This window comes from Bradyrhizobium yuanmingense, from assembly GCF_900094575.1.
In the GTDB taxonomy this organism is placed as follows: Bacteria; Pseudomonadota; Alphaproteobacteria; order Rhizobiales; family Xanthobacteraceae; genus Bradyrhizobium; species Bradyrhizobium yuanmingense.
The window spans coordinates 418,761-441,356 of the sequence record NZ_FMAE01000002.1 but is presented as its reverse complement, the minus strand read 5'-3'; the positions used below and the strand labels follow the sequence as shown (position 1 = coordinate 441,356).

The window sequence follows — 22,596 nt, the reverse complement described above, 5'->3', positions numbered from 1 at the left end:
CGATCGGATCGGCCGCAATATAGGGACAGACGGTGCGCAATGCACCGCCCTGCAAACGCACGTCAGATGGCAGCTAAACTGGCAGCGGCCTTAGGCCGCGCCGCTCATATAGGTCTCGCGACGGCCGATCATGCGCTCGGCGGCGGCCTTGGCATCCGCTTTTGTGGACGTCGCGCATGTCCGATATTCGAGATCCGGGACATGAGACGTGTCGCGGCGGCCGAACCATGACTTCGAACCGACCGGCAGCAGCGCCAGCGCCTGCGCCAGATTGTCCACCGCTCCGAAGGAATAGAGGGCGCCGGTGCCGGCGACGCGGACCTCGTAGATCCCCGGCGAAATCGGCGCCTCCAGGTTCTCGCCACGTCCCGGACGGGGATAGCGCTTCCATTCGCTCCAGGTCGAAATCATCTGAGGTCCCCCTCGCCGCCCATCCACGGCCGGCACATTTGCATCAAGTCTTAACGGCTCGTCGATCGGGCCGGGTGCTGAACGCGGCAGCTCACGAAATGTTTCAGGGGTTCGAGAACCACGAAGCATATCGCGAGCAACCCATCCAAGGTGAGGCGAGACACGTCGATCCACCGCAGATTGTAAAAGAGCGTACGCGCTCAGCCTCGTTGTCGTCCTGCGTTGGATCAAGACCGTCAAGTCACGACATCGCGACCGGTGCAGATACATAGATGGCGCTTGCCGCGCCGGAGATCCGGGAAGACAATCGATCACTTCCAACAATAATCAAACCCGAGGAAACGCCATGCAAAGCCAAGCACAGATCGATGAGATTCTGCGTCAGAAGAGCGAGACCAAGGAGATTCCGGGCGTCGTCGCCATCGCGGCCAGCGGTCAAGACGTGCTGTATCAGGGCGCGTTCGGCAAGCGCGATCTGTCCAAGCCCGATGCGATGAGTGTCGACAGCGTGTTCTGGATCGCCTCCATGACGAAGGCGGTGACCACAGCGGGCGCCATGCAGCTGGTCGAGCAGGGCAAGCTGTCGCTGGATGCGCCGATCGGCGATGTCTTGCCGGAGATCGCCAATCCGCAGGTGCTCGAAGGTTTTGACGCCAATGGCGAGGCGAAGCTGCGGCCGGCCAAAGGACCGATCACGCTGCGCCAGCTCATGACCCACACCGCCGGCTTCTGCTACAACATGTGGAACGGCGATCTCGCGGTCTATCTGGACAAGAACGGCATTCCCGCCATCACCACCTGCCAGAACGCGGCATTGAAGACGCCGATCATGTCCGACCCCGGCACGCGCTGGGAATACGGCACCAACATCGATTTCGTCGGCAAGGCGGTGGAAGCCGCCAGCGGCAAGCGGCTGGATGCTTACCTGCGCGACAATCTGTTCGCGCCGCTCGGCATGCGCGACACCGCTTTCAAGATCACCGACGACATGCGCAAGCGGCTGGTCGGCATGCATGCGCGCGGCGAGGACGGCCAGCTCGCAGCGATCCCGTTCGAGCTCGAGCAGGAGCCGGAATTCCACATGGGCGGCGGCGGTCTCTATTCGACGGCGGCCGACTACATCAAGTTCACCCAGATGATCCTCAACAAGGGGCGCGGCAACGGCAACCAGGTGCTGAAAGCCGAGACGGTCGCGACGATGGGGCAGAACCACATTGGCGACCTCGCTATGGGCAAGATGACGACGGCGGCGCCGATGTACACCAACGACGTCGATCTCTATCCTGAGCAGGTGAAGAAGTGGGGCCTCAGCTTCATGATCAACACCGCCAAAACCGCCGAGGGCCGCAGCGCCGGCAGCCTCGCCTGGGCAGGCCTTGCCAACACCTACTACTGGATCGATCCGGCGCGCGACGTCACCGGCGTCATCCTGATGCAGCTGCTGCCGTTCGCGGATGCGAAATGCCTGGAGGCGTTCGCGGGCTTTGAGCGCGGCGTTTATGCCGGGCTCGATGCTGCCGGAAGCGGGCAGAAGGCGGCGTGACTCGCAACCTCTCACCTGACGTCATGGCCGGGCTTGTCCCGGCCATCCACGACTTGCCACGCGGCACAAAGAACGTGGATGCCCGGGACAAGCCCGGGCATGACGACGGGTAGAGTGTGCCGATCATCACTCACGAAAGGATTTCGACTTGGCGGACAAAGCGGACAGCTACGTTTGCGGCATCTCGGACGCGCCGCTGCTCGGCCACACGATCGGCCGGAGTCCCGACCAGGCCGCGCAGCGCTGGTGCAATCGCGAAGCGCTGGTCTCGCCCAGCCACGGCGTCCGATGGACCTGGAAAGAATTCGCCGAGCGGGTCGATGCGCTCGCCGCCGGCTTTCTCGCGCTCGGCCTCGAACGCGGGGAGCGGATCGGCATCTGGTCGCTGAACCGGCCGGAATGGACGCTGACCCAGTTCGCCGCCGCCAAGGCCGGCCTGATCCTGGTGACGATCAACCCCGCCTACCGCCTCAGCGAGCTGGAATTTGCGCTTCGCAAGGTCGGCTGCGCGGCGATCGTCACCGCGACGGCGTTCAAGACCAGCAACTACATGGAGATGCTCAACACGCTGTTGCCGGAGCTGTCATCCGCCAGGCCCGGACAGCTGCAAGCGGCACGGCTGCCGGCCCTCCGCAATGTCATCCAGATCGGCGGCCCGGCCGCACCGGGCACAATTGCCTTCGACGAGGTCGCGCAGATGGGTGGCGACCGGCACCGTCAGCAATTGGCCGCGCTCGGCGCCGAGCTGCAGTTCGACGATCCCGTCAACATCCAGTTCACCAGCGGCACGACCGGATCACCGAAGGGCGTGACACTGACCCACCACAACATCCTCAACAACGGCTATTTCGTCGGCCGCGCGATGCGCCTCACCGAGCAGGACCGCATCTGCATTCCGGTGCCGCTCTATCATTGCTTCGGCATGGTGATGGGCAACCTTGCCTCCGTGACGCTCGGCGCCGCAATGGTCTATCCCGGCGAGGGTTTTGACCCGCTCGCGACGCTGCGCACCATCGAGCAGGAGAAATGCACGGCGCTCTACGGCGTGCCGACGATGTTCATCGCCGAACTTGATCACCCCGAATTCGCCGGCTTCGACCTGACATCGCTGCGGACCGGCATCATGGCCGGCGCGCCCTGCCCTATCGAGGTGATGAAGCGCGTCAACACCGAGATGAACATGCGGGAGGTCACCATCGCCTATGGCATGACCGAAACCAGCCCCGTCAGCTTCCAGAGCGCGGTGGACGATCCGCTGGAGCGACGTGTCTCCACGGTCGGACGTATCCATCCGCATGTCGAGGTCAAGATCGTCGATCTCGAGGGCAGGATCGTCAAGCGCGGCGAACGCGGCGAGCTGTGCACCCGCGGCTACAGCATCATGCTGGGCTATTGGGAGGAGAAGGAAAAGACCGCCGACGTGCTCGACGCCAACGGCTGGATGCATACCGGCGATCTCGCCACCGTCGACGACGAAGGCTATTGCAACATCGTCGGCCGCATCAAGGACATGGTGATCCGCGGCGGCGAAAACCTCTATCCGCGCGAGATCGAGGAGTTTCTGTATCGCCATCCCAAGATCCAGGACGTGCAGATTTTTGGCGTCGCAGACACCCGCTACGGCGAGGAGCTCTGCGCCTGGATTCGTGTCAGAGCGGGCGAGCAACTGACGGCTGAGGAAGTACGTGCCTTCTGCGAGGGCCAGATCGCCCACAACAAGATCCCGCGCTACGTCGAGTTCGTCGACGAATTTCCGATGACCGTGACCGGAAAGATCCAGAAATTCCTGATGCGCGAGGCAGTCGAGCAGCGGCTCGGATTGAAGGCGGCGAAGACGGCGTGAAAGTGTTGAACGCGCTCCATATACAACGACCGTCATTCCCCCCGCAGGCGAATCCCGTACGCCGCGGCTTCTCGATCCATCACAGCCGCTCGGAGTACTGGATCGCCCGGTCTTCGCCGGGCGATGACAGTTTTGATTGAGGCCCGCGCCTGCCTACATCGTCATTGCGAGCGCAGCGAAGCAATCCAGCTGTCTCCCCGCAGAGATTCTGGACTGCTTCGCTGCGCTCGCAATGACGGGGATGACGAGCGTTACGCCGCCGGATGCTGCGCGGCACCCTTAGTTCCAGCTATTTGGACAGGTGCGCCATTCATTCTGCTTGTGGCGTCTCCCACGCGCGTTCAATGTCGATCACCTGTGGCAGGCCCGGCACAGCCATCGGCGGCAGTACAATGTTACGGTCGTGTCCTGACTTGATCGATTGTTGATCTAGGGGGAATGCCATGAAATTGGCTTGGAGGACCATCCTGGTTGCAGGAATTGGATTTGCAACCGTCGGCTCGGCAAGCGCTGCAGATCTCGCGGCCCGGCCCTTCAAGGCACCAGCGACCGCCGTAGCCGTCTATAACTGGACCGGTTTTTACGTGGGCGTGAATGCGGGTTACGCTTGGGGACAGTCGGATCTCGGCACCGTGCTCGATCCCACCAGCAGCTGGGCCGTGGAAGGCGTAGCGTTCAGGAACGAGTTTGTGGCGCTGAGCAATCGCCGCCTCGATCCGGCCGGCGCTATCGGCGGTCTTCAGATCGGCGCGAACTGGCAGACCGGTGCTTGGGTTCTGGGTGTAGAAGCCGACGCCAACGCAACAGATATCGGTGCGCGCACCGTTTTCACCGGAGCGAATCCGCCGGTGATCCGCACATTCGACGAAAGCATCCGCAACGATTGGCTCGTGACCGTTCGCGGCCGCGCCGGCTATGCGGTCGACAAGACCCTGCTGTACGTCACCGGCGGTCTGGCCGTCGGCAGCGTCAAGGGAAGCTGGGATCTCACCTCGTCCAATGGTTATACCAAGACGGGTTCGGTGTCCGAGACGAAGGTCGGCTGGACGGTCGGCGCCGGCGTTGAGCACGCCTTCGTGCCGAATTGGACGGTTAAGCTCGAATATCTCTACACCGATCTCGGCGGCGTGGATTACACATCGACCTACGTGCCCGGCAGCACTTTTGCTCCGCCCGGCTCCAACTACGTCGAACGCATCTCGCAGGACCTCACCTTCCATACCGTGCGGGCCGGCCTGAACTACAAGTTCGGCGGGCCGATGATGGCCAAGTACTGAGAAGCGAAGAAGCCCAAGATCCCGGCTCCGGCCATTCGGCTCGGAGCCGTTTTTTTTGATCAGGAGCCAGAGAGAGCGCCTCGTTCTACGCGGCACGCCGGCAAAGTGCGGTCGCTATGCCGACCGCATCGTGGAGGCAGAGATAATTTCTTACGCCGTCAGCCCGCGCTGCTCGGCCAGCTCCTTCAACGATACCTGAGGCCGCGCGCCGATGTGCTGGATGACTTCGGCGGCGGCGAGCGCGCCGAGCTCGCCGCACTGCTTGTAGCCGAAGTTGCGCGCGAGGCCGTAGAGGAAGCCGGCGGCGAAGAGGTCGCCGGCGCCGGTGGTGTCGACCACCTTGTCGACCGGGAACGCCGGCGCTGCGACGGCATCCTCGGACGAGACCACCATGCAGCCCTTCTCGCTGCGGGTGACCACACCGAGATTGACGTCGTTGCGCAGCTGCTTCAGCGCGGTGTCGAAGTCCGAGGTCATGTAGAGCGAGTGGAGTTCGGACTCGTTGGCGAACACGATGTCGACGGTGCCGCCCCGCATCAGCGAGAGAAACTCGTCGCGATAGCGATCAACGCAGAAGGAATCGGACAGCGTCAGCGCCACCTTGCGCTTGGCGTCATGGGCGATCTTGGCCGCCTTGACGAAGGCCTCCTTGGCGTTCTTGGGGTCCCAGAGATAGCCCTCGAGGTAGACGATGCCGGCGCCGGCAATCTCGGCCGGGTCGATGTCGGCGGGCGACAGGTCCTGCGCCGCGCCGAGATAGGTGTTCATGGTGCGCTCGCCGTCGCCGGTGACCAGGATGTAGGAGCAGCCGGTGGCGGGGCCGTCCTTGGCGGCCGGCGTGTTGAAGGCAACGCCGGCGGCGCGAATGTCGTGCACGTAGAGCTTGCCGATCTGGTCGTCCTTGACCTTGCCGACATAGGCGGCGCGTGCCCCCAGGCTGCCGATGCCGACGATGGTGTTGGCGGCCGAACCGCCCGAGACCTCGGTCGCCGGACCCATGTCCTTGTAGATGGCGGCCGCGCGCGCCTCGTCGATCAGCGACATGCTGCCTTTCGCCATGCCATGCTTGGCCAGAAAGGCCTCGTCGGTCCGAACCAGCACGTCGAACAGCGCGTTGCCGATGCCGAGAACGTCATATTTCACGTCAGCCATTCACCTTGATCCTGTTTGCCGGATTGCGATCTAACCGGAAATCCGCTTCCTGTCGGCCTGAAATCCAAGCTCGCGGCCTATCACGACCGGGCCTTGGCGGGCAAGCAACGGTATTTTCGAGAGCATGATCCGCTCCTTCCTGACCGTCTCGACGGGAACGCTGGCCTCGCGCCTGCTGGGTTTCGCCCGCGATTCCCTGATTGCGGCGCTGCTCGGCACCGGCGCCGTGGCGGATGCGTTTCTGGCGGCGTTCCAGCTCGTCAACGTGGTGCGGCGGCTGCTCAGCGAGGGCGCGCTGAACGCGGCGCTGATCCCAGCCTGGCTGCGGGTGCGGGACCGCGACGGGGTGGCGGAAGCCGCGGCGTTCGCGGGGCGCGTGATCGGCACGGTCAGCACGGCCCTGATCGGGATCTCACTCCTGCTCGCATTGTTGATGCCGCTGATCATGACGGTGATCGCGCCGGGATTCCTCGGCAGTGGCACGCTCGATCTCGCGGTTCAGAACGCGCGGCTGATGCTGCCTTACCTCGCCTTCGCCGGTCCCGTCACCGTGCTGATGGGGCTGCTCAATGCGCAGGGACGCTTCGCGCTGACGGCGTTCTCGCCACTGCTGTTCAACATTGCGCTGATCGCCGCGATCGCGATGCTGCTGGTCTGGCATGCAGACGCCGGCTTCGCCGCCTGGATCCTGGCAGCGACCGTCGGCCTCGCCGGCTTGCTGCAACTCTTGATGCTGCTGTCGCAGCGAAGCGCGCGCCTTGCGACACCGCTGCGCGCGAGTTTCGACAAGGAGATGCGCGGCTTCTTCGCCAAGGCGATCCCCGGCATGATCGCAAGCTCGGGGCCGCAATGGCTGATGGTGGCGGGTGCGATCATCGCGTCCGCAACGCCGTCCGCGGTGTCCTGGCTCTATTTCGCCAACCGCTTGATCGAGCTGCCGCTCGGCATCGTCGGCGTCGCCATGGGCACCGTGCTGGTGCCGGAGCTGACGCGCGCCGTCGCGAGCTCCGATCGCGACGCGGTGGCGCATGCCGAATCCCGCGCGCTGGAGCTTTCCGCCGGGCTGGCGCTGCCGGCCACGGTCGGCCTGATCGTGCTCGCCGAGCCGATCGTGGGGCTGCTGTTCGAGCATGGCGCGTTCGGTGCGGCGGATAGCGCGGCCACCGCGCGTGCCCTGATGTGGCTGGCGCTGGGCCTGCCGGCGCATGTGCTGATCAAGGCGCTGTCGCCGGCGTTCTATGCCCGCAGCGACACGATGACGCCGCTGCTCGCGACCGCCAAGGGCTTCGTGGTGACGGTCGTGCTCGCGGTTCTGCTCGGTCATGTCTTTGGCGCAAGCGGAATCGCGGCAAGCATCGCGGCTGGCGCCTGGAGCAGCGCGCTCGCGCTGCTCCGCAAGGGCGCGGGCGAGTTCGGCTTCTCGATCGACGCGGCGGCCCGCACGCGGCTGCCGCGCATCGTGCTGGCCGCGATCGCCATGGGCGCCCTGCTCTGGCTGACCGCAGGTCTGGTGCCGGCCGGCGCCCATGGGCTCATCCACTTCATTGCGCTGGGTGTGCAGATCGCAGCCGGGATCGTCGTCTACGGCCTGCTGCTGCAGATCCTCGGTGCCGCCTCCTGGCGCGAGGCGGTTCATGCCTTGAAACGGCCCGGCTGAACGCCAGCCCGGCGAAATACCCTTGACGGAGCAGCGCCGCTGTTGGAAACGACGGCGCCAATACCTATGGGAAGGCTGACCATGCCATTCGTTGAACGAGTCTTTTCGGGCGTCCAGCCGACGGGCAATCTGCACCTCGGCAATTACCTCGGCGCCATCGTCAACTTCGTGAAGATGCAGGAAACCCACAACTGCATCTATTGCGTCGTCGACATGCACGCGATCACGCAAGGCGTCGACGTCTGGGGCGGACCGGCCGAACTCACGCGCAACACCCGCGAGGTGACCGCGGCGTTCATCGCGGCCGGCATCGATCCGAAGAAGCACATCGTGTTCAACCAGAGCCAGGTCTCCGGCCATGCCGAGCTCGCCTGGATCTTCAATTGCGTCGCCCGCATGGGCTGGCTCGGCCGCATGACCCAGTTCAAGGAGAAGGCCGGCAAGGACCGCGAGAATGCCTCCGTCGGCCTGTTCGACTATCCCGTGCTGATGGCGGCCGACATTCTGCTCTACCGCGCCACCCATGTGCCTGTCGGCGAGGACCAGAAGCAGCATCTCGAGCTCTCACGCGACATCGCGCAGAAGTTCAACAACGACTTCGGCGACTCCATCCGGGCCCAGGGCAACAATGACGGCCTGTTCTTCCCGCTGCCGGAACCGCTGATCACGGGTCCGGCGACGCGCGTGATGAGCCTGCGCGACGGCACCAAGAAGATGTCGAAGTCGGAACCCTCCGACAATTCGCGCATCAACCTGACCGACGACGCCGACACCATCGCGCAGAAGATCCGCAAGGCGAAGACCGATCCGGAGCCGCTGCCGACGGAAGAGAAGGGTCTGGAAGCCCGGCCCGAGGCCGACAATCTGGTCGGCATCTTCGCCGCACTCTCCGGCCGCTCCAAGGCCGACGTGCTGCGCGAGTTCGGTAGCGGCCAGTTCTCCAGCTTCAAGAACGCGCTGGCGGAGCTGTGCGTCACCAAGCTGGCGCCGATCGCCGGCGAGATGAAGCGCCTCGTCGCCGATCCCGGCCATATCGACGCCATCCTCAACGACGGCTCGGACCGGGCGCGCGCCATCGCCGACGAGACGATGAAACTCTCGAAGGACATCGTCGGCTTCATCCGCCGGCGCTAGCTAGAGATGGTCGGCGCGCCGGGCGCCGGCCACGTCTGCTCTCCCCAAGCGGGAGCGAGTGTGGCAGCATGCTCCCCGTGCTCATTCCGGGACATGCATGACCAGCAAGCGACTTTGCTACGAGCCGGGCCACAAGCCCAAATGCCTCGTCATCGTCGACGACACCGCCGAATGGGATCGGGCGGTCTACTACGCCAGCCGCTGGGCGATCCGCGCCGGCGGCGGCGTGGTGATGCTGCGCATCATCGAGCCGGAGCAGCAGAGCCAGGAATGGCTGGGCGTCGCCGACATCATGCGCGCCGAGGCGCAAGAGGCGGCGGAGGCCGCGCTCGACCGCGCCGCCGGCCGCGCCAACGGCATCGCCGCGATCACGCCGGAGCGGGTGATCCGCGAGGGCGCGCCGATGGAACAGCTTCTCGCCGTGATCGACCAGGACCGCGACATCGCCATGCTGGTGCTCGCCGCCAATCCCGGCGCGGAGGGGCCGGGACCGCTGGTCGCGATGCTCGCGCACGAGCTGGGCACGTTTCCGATACCGGTGACCATCATCTCGGGCGCTCTGAGCGACGAAAGCGTGGATTCGCTGTCGTAGGCCGTTGTTATGCCGGTGGGTTAATCGTCATGGCCGGGCTTGTCCCGGGCATCCACGTTCTTGGCACGACGAAGCAAGGCGTGGATGGCCGGGACAAGCCCGGCCATGACGGAGAGAGAAGATTACGCGCCTTAACCCACTGAAATTGCAGCCAAACGTCGATCCCTCCCCTTGACCGTGCGTTCGCCGTCGCCATCTGCTAGGGAATGGAGCACGCGCCGGCCTTGAACCGGCGACGTCTGGAGAAAATCATGTTCATTCAAACCGAAGCCACCCCCAATCCCGCCACGCTGAAGTTCATTCCCGGCCGCGTCGTGGTCGACGGCAGCCCGATGGAATTTGCCAGCCGCGAATCGGCGGCGCGCTCGCCGCTCGCCGAGAAGCTGTTCGACGTGCCCGGCGTCACCGGCGTGTTTTACGGATCGGACTTCATCACCGTGACCAAGGCGAACGGTGAATGGCAGCAGCTCAAGCCCGCGATCCTCGGCGCGATCATGGAGCACTACATGTCCGGCGCGCCGCTGCTTGCCGACGGCACGGCGCAGGGCGATGCCGACCTCGACGACGAGGACGAGTTCTTCGACGAGTCCGACGCCGAGACGGTAGACATGATCAAGGACCTGATCGAGACCCGGGTGCGGCCGGCCGTCGCCAATGACGGCGGCGACATCACCTTCCGCGGCTTCAAGGACGGTATTGTCTATCTCAACATGAAGGGCGCCTGCTCCGGATGCCCGTCATCGACGGCGACGCTCCAGCACGGCATCCAGAACCTGCTCAAGCACTTCGTGCCTGACGTGGTTGAAGTCCGGCCAATGTAAGCCCCTTACGCCGCCTTCTTCTTCGCGCTGATCAGCTTGCGGTTGATCAGCACTTCCGCGATCTGGATCGCGTTGAGGGCCGCGCCCTTGCGTAAGTTATCGGATACGCACCACAGCGCGAGACCGTTCTCCACGGTCGCGTCCTCGCGGATGCGGCTGATGTAAGTCGCGTCCTCGCCGGCCGCTTCATAGGGCGTGGCGTAGCCGCCGGGCTCCTGCTTGTCGATGACGAGACAGCCGGGCGCCACGCGCAGGATGTTGCGCGCTTCATCGGCGGTGATCGGATTCTCGAACTCGATGTTGATGGCCTCGGAATGGCCGACGAACACAGGCACGCGCACGCAGGTGGCGGACAGCTTGATCTTGGGATCCAGGATCTTCTTGGTCTCCGCCATCATCTTCCACTCTTCCTTGGTGTAGCCGTCCTCCATGAAGACGTCGATGTGAGGGATGACGTTGAAGGCGATGCGCTTGGGGAATTTCTTCGCGACCAGCTCGTCGTTGGTGTAGACGGCCTTGGTCTGCGAGAACAATTCGTCCATCGCGTCCTTGCCGGCGCCCGACACCGACTGATAGGTCGAGACCACGACTCGCTTGATCGTCGCCTTCTCGTGCAGCGGCTTGAGCGCCACCACGAGCTGGGCGGTCGAGCAGTTCGGGTTGGCGATGATGTTCTTCTTCTTGAAGCCTTCGGTCGCGGCTGCATTCACCTCGGGCACGATCAACGGCACGTCCGGATCCATGCGCCAGGCCGAGGAATTGTCGATCACGACGGCACCGGCGGCGCCGATCTTCGGCGACCATTCCTTCGACACCGACCCGCCCGCCGACATCAGGCAGATGTCGACGTCGGAGAAGTCGTAATGCTCGAGCGCTTTGACCTTCAGGGTACGGTCGCCGTAGGAGACTTCGACACCGACGCTGCGGCGCGACGCCAGGGCCACGACCTCGTCCGCGGGGAATTTGCGCTCATCGAGGATGTTGAGCATTTCCCGACCGACATTGCCGGTCGCGCCGACGACTGCGACTTTGTAACCCATCGTTCACTCTCCGATGAAAAAGCCCGTTCCCGAAGCTGACGCTTAAACAGGAAGAGCAGCGCTTCTATGCGAGAACCGGACTCAAGACAACGTTAAGACCATGCCTTAGGGACGTGGATGCAGTCGCCTGAGGCCAGCACGGCCGTTAGCCCTACCCAGATCCAGCTGACGCTCTTGGCCTTGGCCGACGAGGTCGTCGGCACGCTGGCGCATCTGGTCGCCTATGTGGGGGCGCTCGCCCTGTTTGCCATCCTCGCCCTCGCAGGCCTGGGACAGCTGCCTGACCTGCGTGGCGATGGTCCGGCGGACAGACCGGGCTGGAGCATCGCCGACCGCTCGCATCCGGCCTTCGCCGTCAGCCGGATCGATTCATCAGAAAAAACAGCCTCTTACGTCATCTTTAGGTATCCCGAGGGCGGCCGCAGGGACGTGCTGCGCTGGACCGATATGGCGGAGAAGCCGGTGGCCGAACTCGAAATCTACCGCCAAGGCGCCGAATTCGACGTGACACGGCCGGCGGCCGCGGGCTTGGCCGCCCGAATGGGTTTGGGTGCAGATGCCCCGCTCGAGCAGGCCGGCCTGATTGACAGCAAATTCGGCCCCGTCGCCCTGTTCCGGCCGGTCGGCGCGACAGAGGGGACGCGGGCCTGCCTCGGCTATCTCAAGCGCTACGAGGAGCCCGCCTTGCAGATCTCCGGCTTCTCCTGCCAGGGCGACAGCTTGCCCGCCCGCCGCGCGGCGATCGCCTGCACGCTGAACCGGCTGACGCTGCTGGCCTCGGGCAACGAGCCGAGGCTGGCGGAATTGTTCGCCCATGCCGAACTCAGGCGCCGCGGCTGTGACCCTCAGGGCTCGCCGGACTGGCTGCTGGGCGCAGCGAACGCGCAATTGCGCGGAGCGCTTTGACTTGCATCAAGGATTCTGCATCAAGCTCAAGTAGCTGGTTTGCATGCAACTTTTGCCGGCGCGCACGATTATTCCGAGCTGGTGTGACCCAATTGACCTAGTTGCGTCCGCCCCGGCCGGGCTAGTATGGGGTGAAATCGACTGGCGGCCTGCCGCCTGAAGGGGACGTGATGAGCTTGAAATTTTCTGCCGCGAACAAACTGGCGACATTGCTTGCGGCGGGCGCCGCAATGGCCGTTGCGTTCGCGACCCCGGCTTCCGCCGACACCAGGACCAAGCAGCGCTATGACGACCGCGGCCGGCCCTATTACGGCCCGAGCGGCCCCAACACGGTCTATCAACAGGGCCGCACCCGCCTCTATGTGAGCAAGCGCTCCTGGCTCGATGGCGGCACCGAGGTCAATCCGGGCGACCGCAAGTTCACCGACTACGCCTTCCCCCCGGCCGTGGGCTATCCGTCCTTCGCCCGCGAGAACCTCAACCGGCCGATCGACCGCCAGCCGCTCTCCCCGCCGCAGGATGTCGGCGGCTATCCGCAGAACTTCCCGCTGTACTGAGGCGGGCGTCACGACCGAATCAAAATGGCCGGTGCTCACGCCCGGCCATTTTTGTTTTTCGCGAGATGCGTCCGTCTTACGCATTGGCTGCCGGATCGTAGCGCCGGCAAAATTCTTCGATGGCCTCGGAGCGGAAATCACTGAGGCGTTCGAAGATCAGCGCATCCGGCCAATCCCACCAGGCGATGCGGCGCAGGCTTGCGGAAACGGTATCGTCAAAGCGCTTGCGGATGGGACGGGCGGGAACGCCACCGACGATGGTGTACGGCTCGACATCGCGGCTAACGACGGCGCCTGCGGCGATCACTGCGCCATCGCCGACGCTCACGCCCGGCAGCAGGATGGCGGCATGGCCGATCCAGACGTCGTTGCCGACGATCACCCGGTCGCCGCGCCTACCTGCGAAGAAGTCGCGGTCGCGCGTCGCGCCCGCCTCGTAATATTCGGGGACGTAGGTGAAGCGGTGCTGCGAGGGACGGCCCATCGGGTGGTTTGGCGCACCGATCCGCACCGAGTTGGCGATCGCCGTGAACTTGCCGATCACGGCGTCGGCGACGTCGCAATTCTCGCCGAGATAGGAGTAGTCGCCGAGCGAAGCATATTCGATGCGCGTGCCCGCAAGCACCTCGCAACGCCGCCCGACCTGCGCCTCGCGCAGGCGCACCGTCTCATGGATGACGGTTTCCGCGATCTTGGGGCGGGGTGTATCCATGAGGCGGTTTCCAATGAGGCCGTAGCCCGGATGGAGCGAAGCGCAATCCGGGAAGGTCTGTCCACGGGGTGAGAACCCGGATTTCGCTTCGCTCCATCCAGGCTACGATTCTTCCCGCCTTACGCGTGCAGCTTCTGCAATTCCTTCAGGATGGCTTCGCCCATCTGCGTGGTGGAAGCGGCCGTGGTGCCTTCCGACTTGATGTCGGCGGTGCGCAGGCCGCTGGCCAGCACGGCAGCGATGGCCTGGTCGACCTTGTCGGCGAGATCGCCCATGTCGAAAGAATAGCGCAACGCCATGCCGAAGGACGAGATCATCGCGATGGGATTGGCGAGGCCCTTGCCGGCGATATCGGGGGCCGAGCCGTGCACGGGCTCGTACAGCGCCTTGCGCTTCTTGGTCTTGACGTCGACCTCGCCGAGCGAGGCCGAGGGCAGCATGCCGAGCGAGCCGGTGAGCATCGCCGCGATGTCGGAGAGCATGTCGCCGAACAGGTTGTCCGTGACGATGACGTCGAACTGCTTCGGCCATTTCACCAGCATCATGCCGCCGGAATCGGCGAGCTGATGCTCGAGCGTGACATCGGGGTATTCGCGCTTGTGGACCTGAGTCATGACCTCGTTCCAGAGCACGCCCGATTTCATGACGTTGCGCTTCTCCATCGACGTCACCTTGTTCTTGCGCTTCCGGGCAAGCTCGAAGGCGACGCGGCCGATGCGCTCGATCTCATAGGTATCGTAGACCTGGGTATCGATGGCGCGCTTCTGGCCGTTGCCGAGATCGGTGATGGTCTTCGGCTCGCCGAAATAGACGCCGCCGGTGAGCTCACGCACGATGACGATGTCGAGGCCCTCGACCGCCTCGCGCTTCAGGCTGGAAGCATCCGCCAGCGCCGGATAGCACACGGCGGGACGGAGGTTGGCGAACAGCGCGAGATCCTTGCGCAGGCGCAAGAGGCCGGCTTCCGGGCGCACCTCGTAAGGCACGGCATCCCACTTCGGACCGCCGACCGCGCCGAAGATCACGGCGTCGGCGTCCTTGGCCTTGGCCATGTCGCCTTCGGAGATCGACACCTTGTGCGCGTCATAGGCGGAGCCGCCGACGAGGCCGGTGTCGGTCTCGAACTTGGCGATCCCGGCCGAATTGAGCCAGTCGATCAGCCGCTTCACCTCGCCCATCACCTCGGGGCCGATACCGTCGCCGGGAAGCAGCAGCAGTTTGTGGGTCGCCATGGTCGTGTCCTTTTCGATCCTCTCTCGTCATTCCGGGACGCGCCTCTTAGCGCGGGCCCGGAACCCATAGTCACCAGCCGGGGTTATGGATTCCGGGCTCGCGCTTCGCGCGCCCCGGAATGACGGCGCCGGAGTGCTAGAGCGGCGTTGCGCGCTTGGCAAGACACCATTGCCGCGCCGCGGCTGTGCAAGGCCGGCGGGGCCTGCCACACTGGACAGGCCGGAGTACCCCTTGCACGCACCTGATCGCCCCCTGCCCGACGCACACCCCGCGCGGCTGATCCTGACCCTGTCGCTGGCAGCCACCGTGGGGCTCGGCATCGGCCGCTTTGCCTATGCGCTGGTGCTGCCGGACATGCGGGAGGACCTCGGCTGGTCCTACTCGGCGGCCGGTTTCATGAACACGATCAACGCCGTCGGCTATCTCGTGGGCGCGCTGGTGGCGTCCCGCCTGATCCGGCGCGTCGGCTGGGCCGCCGCGATCCGCGGCGGAACAATTGCCTGCGTCGCAGCGCTCGCCACCTGCGCTCTGACGGGGGATTTCGTCGCGCTGAGCCTGGCGCGCCTGGTGCTGGGCCTGGGCGCGGCGGCCGGCTTCGTCGCCGGCGGCGCGCTCGCCGCCACCATCGCCCAGTCGCGGCCCGAACGGGCCAACTTTCTGCTCAGCCTGTTCTATGCCGGACCCGGCATCGGCATTCTGTCCTCGGGGCTGATCGCCCCGTTCACGCTGCAATATTTCGGGCCGGGCTCGTGGTGGATCGTGTGGTGGGCGCTGACGCTGCTGTCGGTCGCGATGACGATCCCGCTGTTCCTGATCCGCATCGAGAGCGGCGCGCGCTTCTCCGAAGGCGGTCATGCCTCGTTCGCGATCCTGCCGGTGCTGATTTATCTGGCCGGCTATTTCCTGTTCGGCGCCGGCTACATCGCCTACATGACCTTCATGATCGCCTATGTGCGCGACGGCGGCGGCGGGGCCGCGGCGCAGGCGGCGTTCTGGGGGTTGATCGGTCTGAGCGCGTTCGTGACGCCCTGGGCCTGGCGCGGCGTGCTGGCGCTCGACCGCGGCGGGCTCGCCACCGCCATCATCCTCGGCACCAACGCAGCTGGCGCAGCGCTGCCGATGCTCGGGCATTCGCCGGCCTGGCTCGCAGTCTCCGCGATCGTGTTCGGCGTCGCCTTTTTCGCCGTGGTCGGCTCGACCACCGCCTTCGTGCGCTTCAACTATCCGCCAGAGGTGTGGCCGACCGCGATCGCGGCGATGACGATCTCGTTCGGCGTCGGTCAGACGCTCGGGCCGATCGTGGTCGGCGCGATCACCGATGCGCTGGGAAGCCTGAGTTACGCGCTGAATGTGTCGGCGGCGCTATTGGCGCTGGGCGCGGTGGCGGCGTTGTGCCAGCGGAAGGTGGGGCCGGCCAAGCAATCGGTGCCGTAGGGTGGGTTAGCGTCAGCGTAACCCACCATGCTTCCGCGTTTGCCGGACGAAGTTGGTGGGTTACGCCTAGCGACTGCGCTTCGCGCAGCCGCTAGGCTAACCCACCCTACGAAGCCATCAGCTCCCGCTGAACGAATTATACCCCTGGTCTTCCCAATAGCCGCCCTTGTAATCGTTGGTGACTTCCATCGAGACCACGTATTTCGGGTTCTTGAAGCCGAGCTTGGTCGGCACGCGGATCTTCATCGGGAAGCCGTAAGCGCGCGGCAGGATCTCGTTTGCGTATTTGAACGTCATCTGGGTCTGCGGATGCAGCGCACTGCGCATGTCAAGCGGCGAGTTGTAGCCATCCTTGTCGGCGCACTGGAACCAGACATAATTCGCGCGCGTGTCGGCGCCGATCAGCTTGAGGAAATCGCGCAAGGGCGTGCCGGTCCAGCTGCCGATCGCGCTCCAGCCCTCGACGCAGATATGGCGCGTGATCTGCGTGACCTGGGGCAGCTTGTAGAGCTCGTCCAGCGTCCAGGACTTTTTGTTGTCGACGAGGCCGCGCACCTCGAGCTTCCAATCCGCGGCCGAGATATCGGGCGCGTCGTCGAGATCGTAATAGGCGTTGAACGGGAAGGGCTTGGTGATCGCGCTTTCGGGGAAGGTCGGCGCCAGCGCGTCGGGATTGAACATCCAGGCCTGCACCGCGTCGTTGAACTTCGAGACCTTCGCCAGCATGGTCTCGGCCGAGGACGAGTCGATCACGTCGCAGCCGGTGAGCAGCGTCAGTGCGCCCAGGCTGGCGCCGCCCGCAATGAAGCGGCGGCGGGTGACGTCTGGCATCGTCTTGAGGGAATCCTTGATCAGGAGCCGCTTGTCGACGCCGGGAATCAGGAACGGGCGCTTCGCCATATTCTCCTCCTCAGCGACCGATGATCATCGCGCGCAGACTCTTCGGCACGAGCAGCGCAAGCAAGACGTGGACGACCAGAAACGCGCAGATCGCGGCCATGCAGAAGAAGTGGACATAGCGCGCGGCCGGATAATCGCCGAACAGCATCACGAGATAATAAAGCTGAACGGGCTTCCAAATCGCAAGGCCCGACAGCACGATCAGCACGCCGACCACGATGATGCCGGCATAGAGCAGCCGCTGCACGTAATTGTAGACGGTGAGATCGTCATGGCCGAGCTTGAAGGTCAGCGCCGCCCTGACGTCGTGGAGCACGCCTGATGCCGTGATCGGCAGCAGCTTCTTGCGGAAGCGGCCGGTAGCGATGCCGGTGACGAGATAGGCGAGGCCGTTGATCATCAGCAGCCACATCGCCGCAAAATGCCAGAGCAGGCCGCCGCCGAGCCAGCCGCCCAGCGTGTACTCGCGCGGAAAGCGGAAGTCGAACAGCGGCGAGGCGTTGTAGATCTGCCAGCCCGACAGGATCATCAGGATCATGGCGAGCGCGTTGATCCAATGCATGACCCGCACCCAGGCCGGCTGGATCACTTTGGACTTGGTGGCCGTGACCTGCTCGTCGGTGACTGTGAGGCTCGCCATGGCGGGTTCCATCCTGAGGTCGTGTGACAGCGATTATACGCCGGTGTTTCGGCTTTCGTTACATCCCGTTCGCCATCGAATCGATGTCGTGAGGCTATTGTGGTCACAAAAGAGCGAGCCGGGTATCCCCGGCTCGCGGTCTGAGGACGTCCTGTTCGGGGATGAAACAGGATCGCGCGGTGTTACGTCGCCGGCATCAGCACGGTATCGACCACATGGATCACGCCGTTCGACTGGTTGACGTTGGTGATCGTCACCATCGAGGTGCCGCCCTTGGCGTCGACGATCCAGACCTTGCCGTCCATTTTCTTCACCGTCAGCTCCTCGCCTTCGGCGGTCTTCAGCTTCTTGCCGTCGGTGAGGTCGGAAGCCGCGAGCTTACCGGGCACGACATGGTAGGTGAGGATCTTGGTCAGCGTTGCCTTGTTCTCGGGCTTGACCAGGTTGTCGACGGTGCCGGCCGGCAGCTTGCCGAAGGCGGCGTTGGTCGGCGCGAACACCGTGAACGGGCCCTTGCCTTCGAGCGTCGGCACCAGGCCGGCCGCCTTCACCGCCGCCACCAGCGTGGTGTGATCCTTGGAGTTGACCGCGTTCTGGACGATGTTCTTGGACGGGTACATCGCGGCGCCGCCGACCATGACGGTCTTTTCCTCGGCACTGGCGGGCGCGACGACGGTCGCGGTGAGGGCCAGGGCGCTGAAGGCGGCGGCAGCGAGATAGGCAATGCGCTTCGACATGAGAGAGTCTCCCGATTGAATTGAGACCGGCGTTGGCCGGCGTTGAGTTGGGCAACAACGGCGCCTGCGACAGTTAAGGGTGATGCAGCAGTGCCGTCGTTGGACCGAACTACGGGAGGGTTTGCGGGGCGGTTTCGAGGAAAAATTCTTTGTGATGGGTGAAACTATCGGCGGGGATGTTCGTGTGGGTCCATCCGCTGTCATTGCGAGGAGCCCTTGCGACGAAGCAATCCAGACTGTCTCCGCGGATGCATTCCTGGATTGCTTCGCTTCGCTCGCAATGACGAGCCTACTGCTATGGGCAATCAATCCCTGTTGTTCGGGGTCTGAATGAAGCCGCGATTATGCGTCGGGCTGATCAGCACTTCGTTGATGCAGACCCGCGCCGGCATGCTCGCGATGAAGGCGATGGTACGGCCGAGATCTTCGGGCTGCAGCATCTTCGCCTGCTCGGCTTCGCTCGGCACCACCGGTCGCAGCTTCAGGATCGGCGTCGCCACCTCGCCCGGCATCAGGCAGCAGGCGCGCAGGCCGTTGACGCATTCGTCCATGTTGAAGGAATGGGTCAGCGCCAGCACCGCGTGCTTAGTGGTGGTGTAGGCCGGGCCCGGCATCTTCGAGACGTGACGGCCGGCCCAGGACGAGACGTTGATGATGGAACCGTCCTGCTGCTGGCGCATCGTCGGCAGCACGGCGCGCATGCAATAAAGCACGCCGTTGAGATTGACCTGGACCAGTCTGTCCCAGCCCTCCAGCTCCATGTCCTTCCAGCTGCGCTTGGGGACATTGATGCCGGCATTGTTGACGAGCAGGTCGATGCGGCCGTGCTTCGCGACAATCTGATCGGCTGCCTTCTGGGCTGCGGCCGCGCTGGCGACGTCGAGCGCAATGGCCTCGGCCGCCCCACCGTCCCCCGTGATCTTCGCCACCACGGCATCGAGGGCTGACTGCCGCCGGCCCGAGACCACCACCGTCCAGCCGTCGGCAGCTAACGCCTCCGCGCCGGCCTCCCCGATCCCGCTGCCACCGCCCGTGACCCAGGCCACGCGTTTCCCGCTTTTTGACATGCAAACTGTCTCCGTTGCTTGATCGGGGCGGTTTTTGCTAATCCAGCCCTCGGTTTTGACCGGCCTATGCCGGTGAGGAATGTTGCATGAACCAAGCTGCCAACGCCAATTTGTTTTCCCGCCTGTTCGATGGCCTCGCCGATCCGAAGCGGCTCGCGATCGAGACGCATGACGGCGCGCATATCAGCTATGGCGATCTGATCGCGCGCGCGGGCCAAATGGCGAACGTGCTGGTCGCGCGCGGCGTGAAGCCGGGCGACCGCGTCGCGGTACAGGTGGAGAAGTCGGTCGCCAATATCGTGCTGTATCTCGGCACGGTGCGCGCCGGCGCGGTCTATCTGCCGCTGAACACGGCCTATACGCTGAACGAGCTCGACTATTTCATCGGCGATGCCGAGCCGTCGCTGGTGGTCTGCGATCCCGCCAAGGCGGAAGGGCTGGCGCCGATCGCAGGCAAGGTGAGGGCGAAGGTCGAGACGCTCGGGGCTGACGGCAAGGGCTCGCTGACGGAGGCCGCCGACAAAGCGAGCCGCGAATTCACGACGGTGCCGCGTGAAAGCGACGATCTTGCCGCGATCCTCTACACCTCGGGCACCACCGGCCGCTCCAAGGGCGCGATGCTGACGCATGACAATCTCGCGTCTAACTCGCTCTCGCTCGTCGACTACTGGCGCTTCACCGACAAGGACGTCCTGATCCACTCGCTGCCGATCTACCACACCCACGGCCTGTTCGTGGCGACCAACGTGACGCTGTTCGCCCGCGCCTCGATGATCTTCCTGCCGAAGCTCGATCCGGACCTGATCATCAAGCTGATGGCGCGCGCCACGGTGTTGATGGGCGTGCCGACCTTCTACACCCGCCTGCTGCAGAACCCTGCGCTGTCGCATGAGACGACGAAGCACATGCGGCTGTTCATCTCGGGCTCGGCGCCGCTGCTCGCCGACACCCATCGCGAATGGTCGGCGCGCACGGGACATGCCGTGCTCGAGCGCTACGGCATGACCGAGACCAACATGAACACGTCGAACCCGTATGACGGCGAGCGCGTGCCCGGCGCAGTCGGCTTTCCGCTGCCGGGCGTCTCCGTGCGCGTGACCGATCCCGAGACAGCGAAAGAGCTGCCGCGCGACGAAATCGGCATGATCGAGGTGAAGGGGCCGAACGTCTTCAAGGGCTATTGGCGCATGCCGGAGAAGACCAAGGCCGAATTCCGGCCCGACGGCTTCTTCATCACCGGCGATCTCGGCAAGATCGACGCCAAGGGTTACGTGCACATCCTCGGACGCGGCAAGGATCTCGTGATCTCCGGCGGCTTCAACGTCTACCCGAAGGAGATCGAGAGCGAGATCGATGCCATGCCTGGCGTGGTGGAGTCGGCCGTGATCGGCGTGCCGCACGCCGATTTCGGCGAGGGCGTCACCGCGGTGCTGGTGCGCCAGCCCGGCGCGAGCATCGATGAAGCGGCCGTGCTGAAGGGCCTCGACGGGCGCCTCGCGAAATTCAAGATGCCGAAGCGGGTCTTCGTGGTCGACGAGCTACCGCGCAATACGATGGGCAAGGTGCAGAAGAACGTGCTGCGCGAAACGTACAAGGATATTTACGCGAAGAAGTGAGAGAGCTCCGCTCTGTCGGCGTCATTGCGAGGAGCTCTTGCGACGAAGCAAGCCGGCTGCCGAGACCAACAGATAGCACCTGACACGTCGCACGGTCGGGCTGGGGTGGAATGCAGGGTGCGCATATCCGCCCGGAGCGCGGGAACCGGTGCGCGTGCCGGGAGTCGCGGTGGGTCGCAGCCGGGACGGTTTACCCTCGGCATCGTCCCCTCGCACGTTGCGGCCGCACGGGCTCAAGGCGGCTTAGAGGCGTTCCAATAGCGATTTCAATGCGCCGCACGCTCGCGCTAAAGAAATGAATTTAGATTCCTATGTTCGTTGGCGGATGGATAGGCTGGTATACCAAGACCCTGATTGGCCTTGGTTCATCAAGGCCATAGAGCTGAACCACAGTTCGGTTTATGGCGATTTGGTGATTGCGCAGGCCAGATCGACTCCGTAAATAGAGCCCACCTTTCGCGATCCCCGCGCGCCCCATGCTGGGCCGCAACAAACATCAAAAGCCACCCATGACCGCACGGATCGAACGACCGCTTTCGCCGCACATCCAAACGTATCGTTGGACGCTGACGATGGCTCTATCCATCGTGCACCGCGCCACCGGTATCGCCCTTTACGTCGGAACCCTGCTGCTGGTCTGGTGGCTGGTTGCGGCGGCCTCCGGCCCGGCCGCCTATGCCCATGTTCAGGCTTTCTCCAGCAGCATCATCGGCCGGCTGATTGTGTTCGGCTACACCTGGGCCCTGATGCACCACATGCTCAGCGGCATCCGGCATTTCGTCTGGGATCTCGGCTACGGCTTCAAGGCCAACGAGCGCGAAGCGCTGACCTGGGGCGCCCTGGTCGGCGGCATCGCACTGACGGTGCTGATCTGGATCATCGCCTATGCGAACGGAGGCGGCCGATGAGCTTTGACGAGTCCCACGGCTCTCCGAAGCGTCCCTCGATGCGCACCCCGCTCGGGCGCGTCCGCAATCTCGGCGCCGCGCATTCCGGCACGTCCGATTTCTGGCGCCAGCGCATCACCGGCGTCGCCATGACGCTGCTGATGATCCCGGCGCTGGTCATCATCATGATGCTGCTCGGCCGCAACCAGGTCTACGCGGCGCAGACCCTGAGCTCCATTCCCGTTGCGGTGATCCTGCTCCTCTTCATCTTCGCCAGCGCCTGGCACATGAAGATCGGCATGCAGGTGGTGATCGAGGACTACGTCCATAACGAGAAGCTCAAGCTCACCGCGATCATGCTCAACAATTTCTTCTCGGTCGCCGTGGCGCTCGCCTCGACCTACGCGATCCTGAAGCTTTCTTCCGGAGTGTAACCC

General features: G+C 64.4%; 22 protein-coding genes. 13 read left to right on the top strand and 9 right to left on the bottom strand.

The window, feature by feature from the left end:
• Positions 1–90: 90 nt before the first annotated feature.
• Positions 91–411 (bottom strand): hypothetical protein, encoded by a 321-nt coding sequence (locus GA0061099_RS07135; protein WP_027572396.1) that lies wholly within the window; start codon positions 409–411, stop codon positions 91–93.
• 346 nt (positions 412–757) lie between these two features.
• On the opposite strand from GA0061099_RS07135, the gene GA0061099_RS07130 reads away from it, so the two are divergent.
• The 3 genes from GA0061099_RS07130 (at position 758) to GA0061099_RS07120 (ending at position 5,074) form a co-directional block, all read left to right on the top strand.
• Positions 758–1,954: a serine hydrolase domain-containing protein gene (locus tag GA0061099_RS07130; protein ID WP_036024120.1), complete on the top strand. Its 1,197-nt coding sequence runs from the start codon at positions 758–760 to the stop codon at positions 1,952–1,954.
• A gap of 148 nt (positions 1,955–2,102) precedes the next feature.
• Positions 2,103–3,797 (top strand): AMP-binding protein, encoded by a 1,695-nt coding sequence (locus GA0061099_RS07125; protein ID WP_036024123.1) that lies wholly within the window; start codon positions 2,103–2,105, stop codon positions 3,795–3,797.
• A 443-nt stretch (positions 3,798–4,240) separates the two neighbouring features.
• Entirely contained in the window at positions 4,241–5,074 is an 834-nt protein-coding gene (locus tag GA0061099_RS07120; RefSeq protein WP_036024125.1) for an outer membrane protein, read from the top strand.
• A gap of 150 nt (positions 5,075–5,224) precedes the next feature.
• Here GA0061099_RS07120 and GA0061099_RS07115 read toward each other — a convergent pair whose 3' ends face one another.
• On the bottom strand, positions 5,225–6,226 hold the full coding sequence (locus GA0061099_RS07115) for an adenosine kinase (protein ID WP_036024127.1): 1,002 nt from the start codon (positions 6,224–6,226) through the stop codon (positions 5,225–5,227).
• Between the two features lie 124 nt (positions 6,227–6,350).
• Here GA0061099_RS07115 and murJ point away from each other — a divergent pair, with 124 nt between their 5' ends.
• The 4 genes from murJ (at position 6,351) to GA0061099_RS07095 (ending at position 10,430) form a co-directional block, all read left to right on the top strand.
• A complete protein-coding gene (murJ, locus tag GA0061099_RS07110; RefSeq protein WP_036024129.1) occupies positions 6,351–7,883 on the top strand; it encodes a murein biosynthesis integral membrane protein MurJ in 1,533 nt (510 codons plus the stop codon).
• An 81-nt stretch (positions 7,884–7,964) separates the two neighbouring features.
• Positions 7,965–9,017: a tryptophan--tRNA ligase gene (trpS, locus tag GA0061099_RS07105; protein WP_036024135.1), complete on the top strand. Its 1,053-nt coding sequence runs from the start codon at positions 7,965–7,967 to the stop codon at positions 9,015–9,017.
• 97 nt (positions 9,018–9,114) lie between these two features.
• Positions 9,115–9,609, top strand: a complete 495-nt coding sequence (locus GA0061099_RS07100) for a universal stress protein (protein ID WP_036024132.1) — start codon at positions 9,115–9,117, stop codon at positions 9,607–9,609.
• A 251-nt stretch (positions 9,610–9,860) separates the two neighbouring features.
• Positions 9,861–10,430 (top strand): NifU family protein, encoded by a 570-nt coding sequence (locus GA0061099_RS07095; RefSeq protein WP_036024158.1) that lies wholly within the window; start codon positions 9,861–9,863, stop codon positions 10,428–10,430.
• Positions 10,431–10,435: 5 nt separating this feature from the next.
• Here GA0061099_RS07095 and GA0061099_RS07090 read toward each other — a convergent pair whose 3' ends face one another.
• On the bottom strand, positions 10,436–11,470 hold the full coding sequence (locus GA0061099_RS07090; RefSeq protein ID WP_036024142.1) for an aspartate-semialdehyde dehydrogenase: 1,035 nt from the start codon (positions 11,468–11,470) through the stop codon (positions 10,436–10,438).
• Positions 11,471–11,587: 117 nt separating this feature from the next.
• Here GA0061099_RS07090 and GA0061099_RS07085 point away from each other — a divergent pair, with 117 nt between their 5' ends.
• Both GA0061099_RS07085 and GA0061099_RS07080 read left to right on the top strand, forming a co-directional pair.
• On the top strand, positions 11,588–12,376 hold the full coding sequence (locus GA0061099_RS07085; protein WP_036024145.1) for a hypothetical protein: 789 nt from the start codon (positions 11,588–11,590) through the stop codon (positions 12,374–12,376).
• 170 nt (positions 12,377–12,546) lie between these two features.
• Positions 12,547–12,933 (top strand): hypothetical protein, encoded by a 387-nt coding sequence (locus GA0061099_RS07080; RefSeq protein WP_036024148.1) that lies wholly within the window; start codon positions 12,547–12,549, stop codon positions 12,931–12,933.
• Positions 12,934–13,009: 76 nt separating this feature from the next.
• On the opposite strand, the gene GA0061099_RS07075 is transcribed toward GA0061099_RS07080, so the two are convergent.
• Together GA0061099_RS07075 and leuB are read right to left on the bottom strand one after the other, a co-directional pair.
• The gene (locus GA0061099_RS07075) at positions 13,010–13,645 is read right to left on the bottom strand and encodes a DapH/DapD/GlmU-related protein (RefSeq protein WP_036002723.1); all 636 of its coding nucleotides are present in this window, start codon (positions 13,643–13,645) and stop codon (positions 13,010–13,012) included.
• Positions 13,646–13,764: 119 nt separating this feature from the next.
• Positions 13,765–14,877 (bottom strand): 3-isopropylmalate dehydrogenase, encoded by a 1,113-nt coding sequence (gene leuB / locus GA0061099_RS07070; RefSeq protein WP_036002726.1) that lies wholly within the window; start codon positions 14,875–14,877, stop codon positions 13,765–13,767.
• A 232-nt stretch (positions 14,878–15,109) separates the two neighbouring features.
• Between leuB and GA0061099_RS07065 the strand changes: the two genes are divergently transcribed.
• Positions 15,110–16,312 (top strand): YbfB/YjiJ family MFS transporter, encoded by a 1,203-nt coding sequence (locus tag GA0061099_RS07065; protein WP_036024151.1) that lies wholly within the window; start codon positions 15,110–15,112, stop codon positions 16,310–16,312.
• A gap of 117 nt (positions 16,313–16,429) precedes the next feature.
• Here the strand turns inward: GA0061099_RS07065 and GA0061099_RS07060 are convergent, their stop codons facing one another.
• From GA0061099_RS07060 to GA0061099_RS07045, 4 genes are all read right to left on the bottom strand, one after another.
• On the bottom strand, positions 16,430–17,212 hold the full coding sequence (locus GA0061099_RS07060) for a molybdopterin-binding protein (protein WP_036024153.1): 783 nt from the start codon (positions 17,210–17,212) through the stop codon (positions 16,430–16,432).
• Positions 17,213–17,222: 10 nt separating this feature from the next.
• Positions 17,223–17,852 carry a cytochrome b/b6 domain-containing protein gene (locus GA0061099_RS07055; protein ID WP_036002769.1) on the bottom strand — a complete coding sequence of 210 codons (630 nt, stop codon included), beginning with the start codon at positions 17,850–17,852 and terminating at the stop codon, positions 17,223–17,225.
• Positions 17,853–18,034: 182 nt separating this feature from the next.
• Positions 18,035–18,589 (bottom strand): fasciclin domain-containing protein, encoded by a 555-nt coding sequence (locus GA0061099_RS07050; RefSeq protein ID WP_036024154.1) that lies wholly within the window; start codon positions 18,587–18,589, stop codon positions 18,035–18,037.
• Positions 18,590–18,894: 305 nt separating this feature from the next.
• Positions 18,895–19,656: an SDR family oxidoreductase gene (locus GA0061099_RS07045; RefSeq protein ID WP_036024155.1), complete on the bottom strand. Its 762-nt coding sequence runs from the start codon at positions 19,654–19,656 to the stop codon at positions 18,895–18,897.
• An 86-nt stretch (positions 19,657–19,742) separates the two neighbouring features.
• On the opposite strand from GA0061099_RS07045, the gene GA0061099_RS07040 reads away from it, so the two are divergent.
• The 3 genes from GA0061099_RS07040 (at position 19,743) to sdhD (ending at position 22,593) form a co-directional block, all read left to right on the top strand.
• On the top strand, positions 19,743–21,272 hold the full coding sequence (locus tag GA0061099_RS07040; protein ID WP_036024156.1) for a malonate--CoA ligase: 1,530 nt from the start codon (positions 19,743–19,745) through the stop codon (positions 21,270–21,272).
• A 509-nt stretch (positions 21,273–21,781) separates the two neighbouring features.
• Positions 21,782–22,180, top strand: a complete 399-nt coding sequence (sdhC, locus tag GA0061099_RS07035) for a succinate dehydrogenase, cytochrome b556 subunit (RefSeq protein ID WP_036024159.1) — start codon at positions 21,782–21,784, stop codon at positions 22,178–22,180.
• On the top strand, positions 22,177–22,593 hold the full coding sequence (gene sdhD / locus GA0061099_RS07030; protein ID WP_036002745.1) for a succinate dehydrogenase, hydrophobic membrane anchor protein: 417 nt from the start codon (positions 22,177–22,179) through the stop codon (positions 22,591–22,593). The genes sdhC and sdhD overlap by 4 nt, the downstream gene beginning before the upstream one ends.
• Positions 22,594–22,596 lie beyond the last annotated feature (3 nt).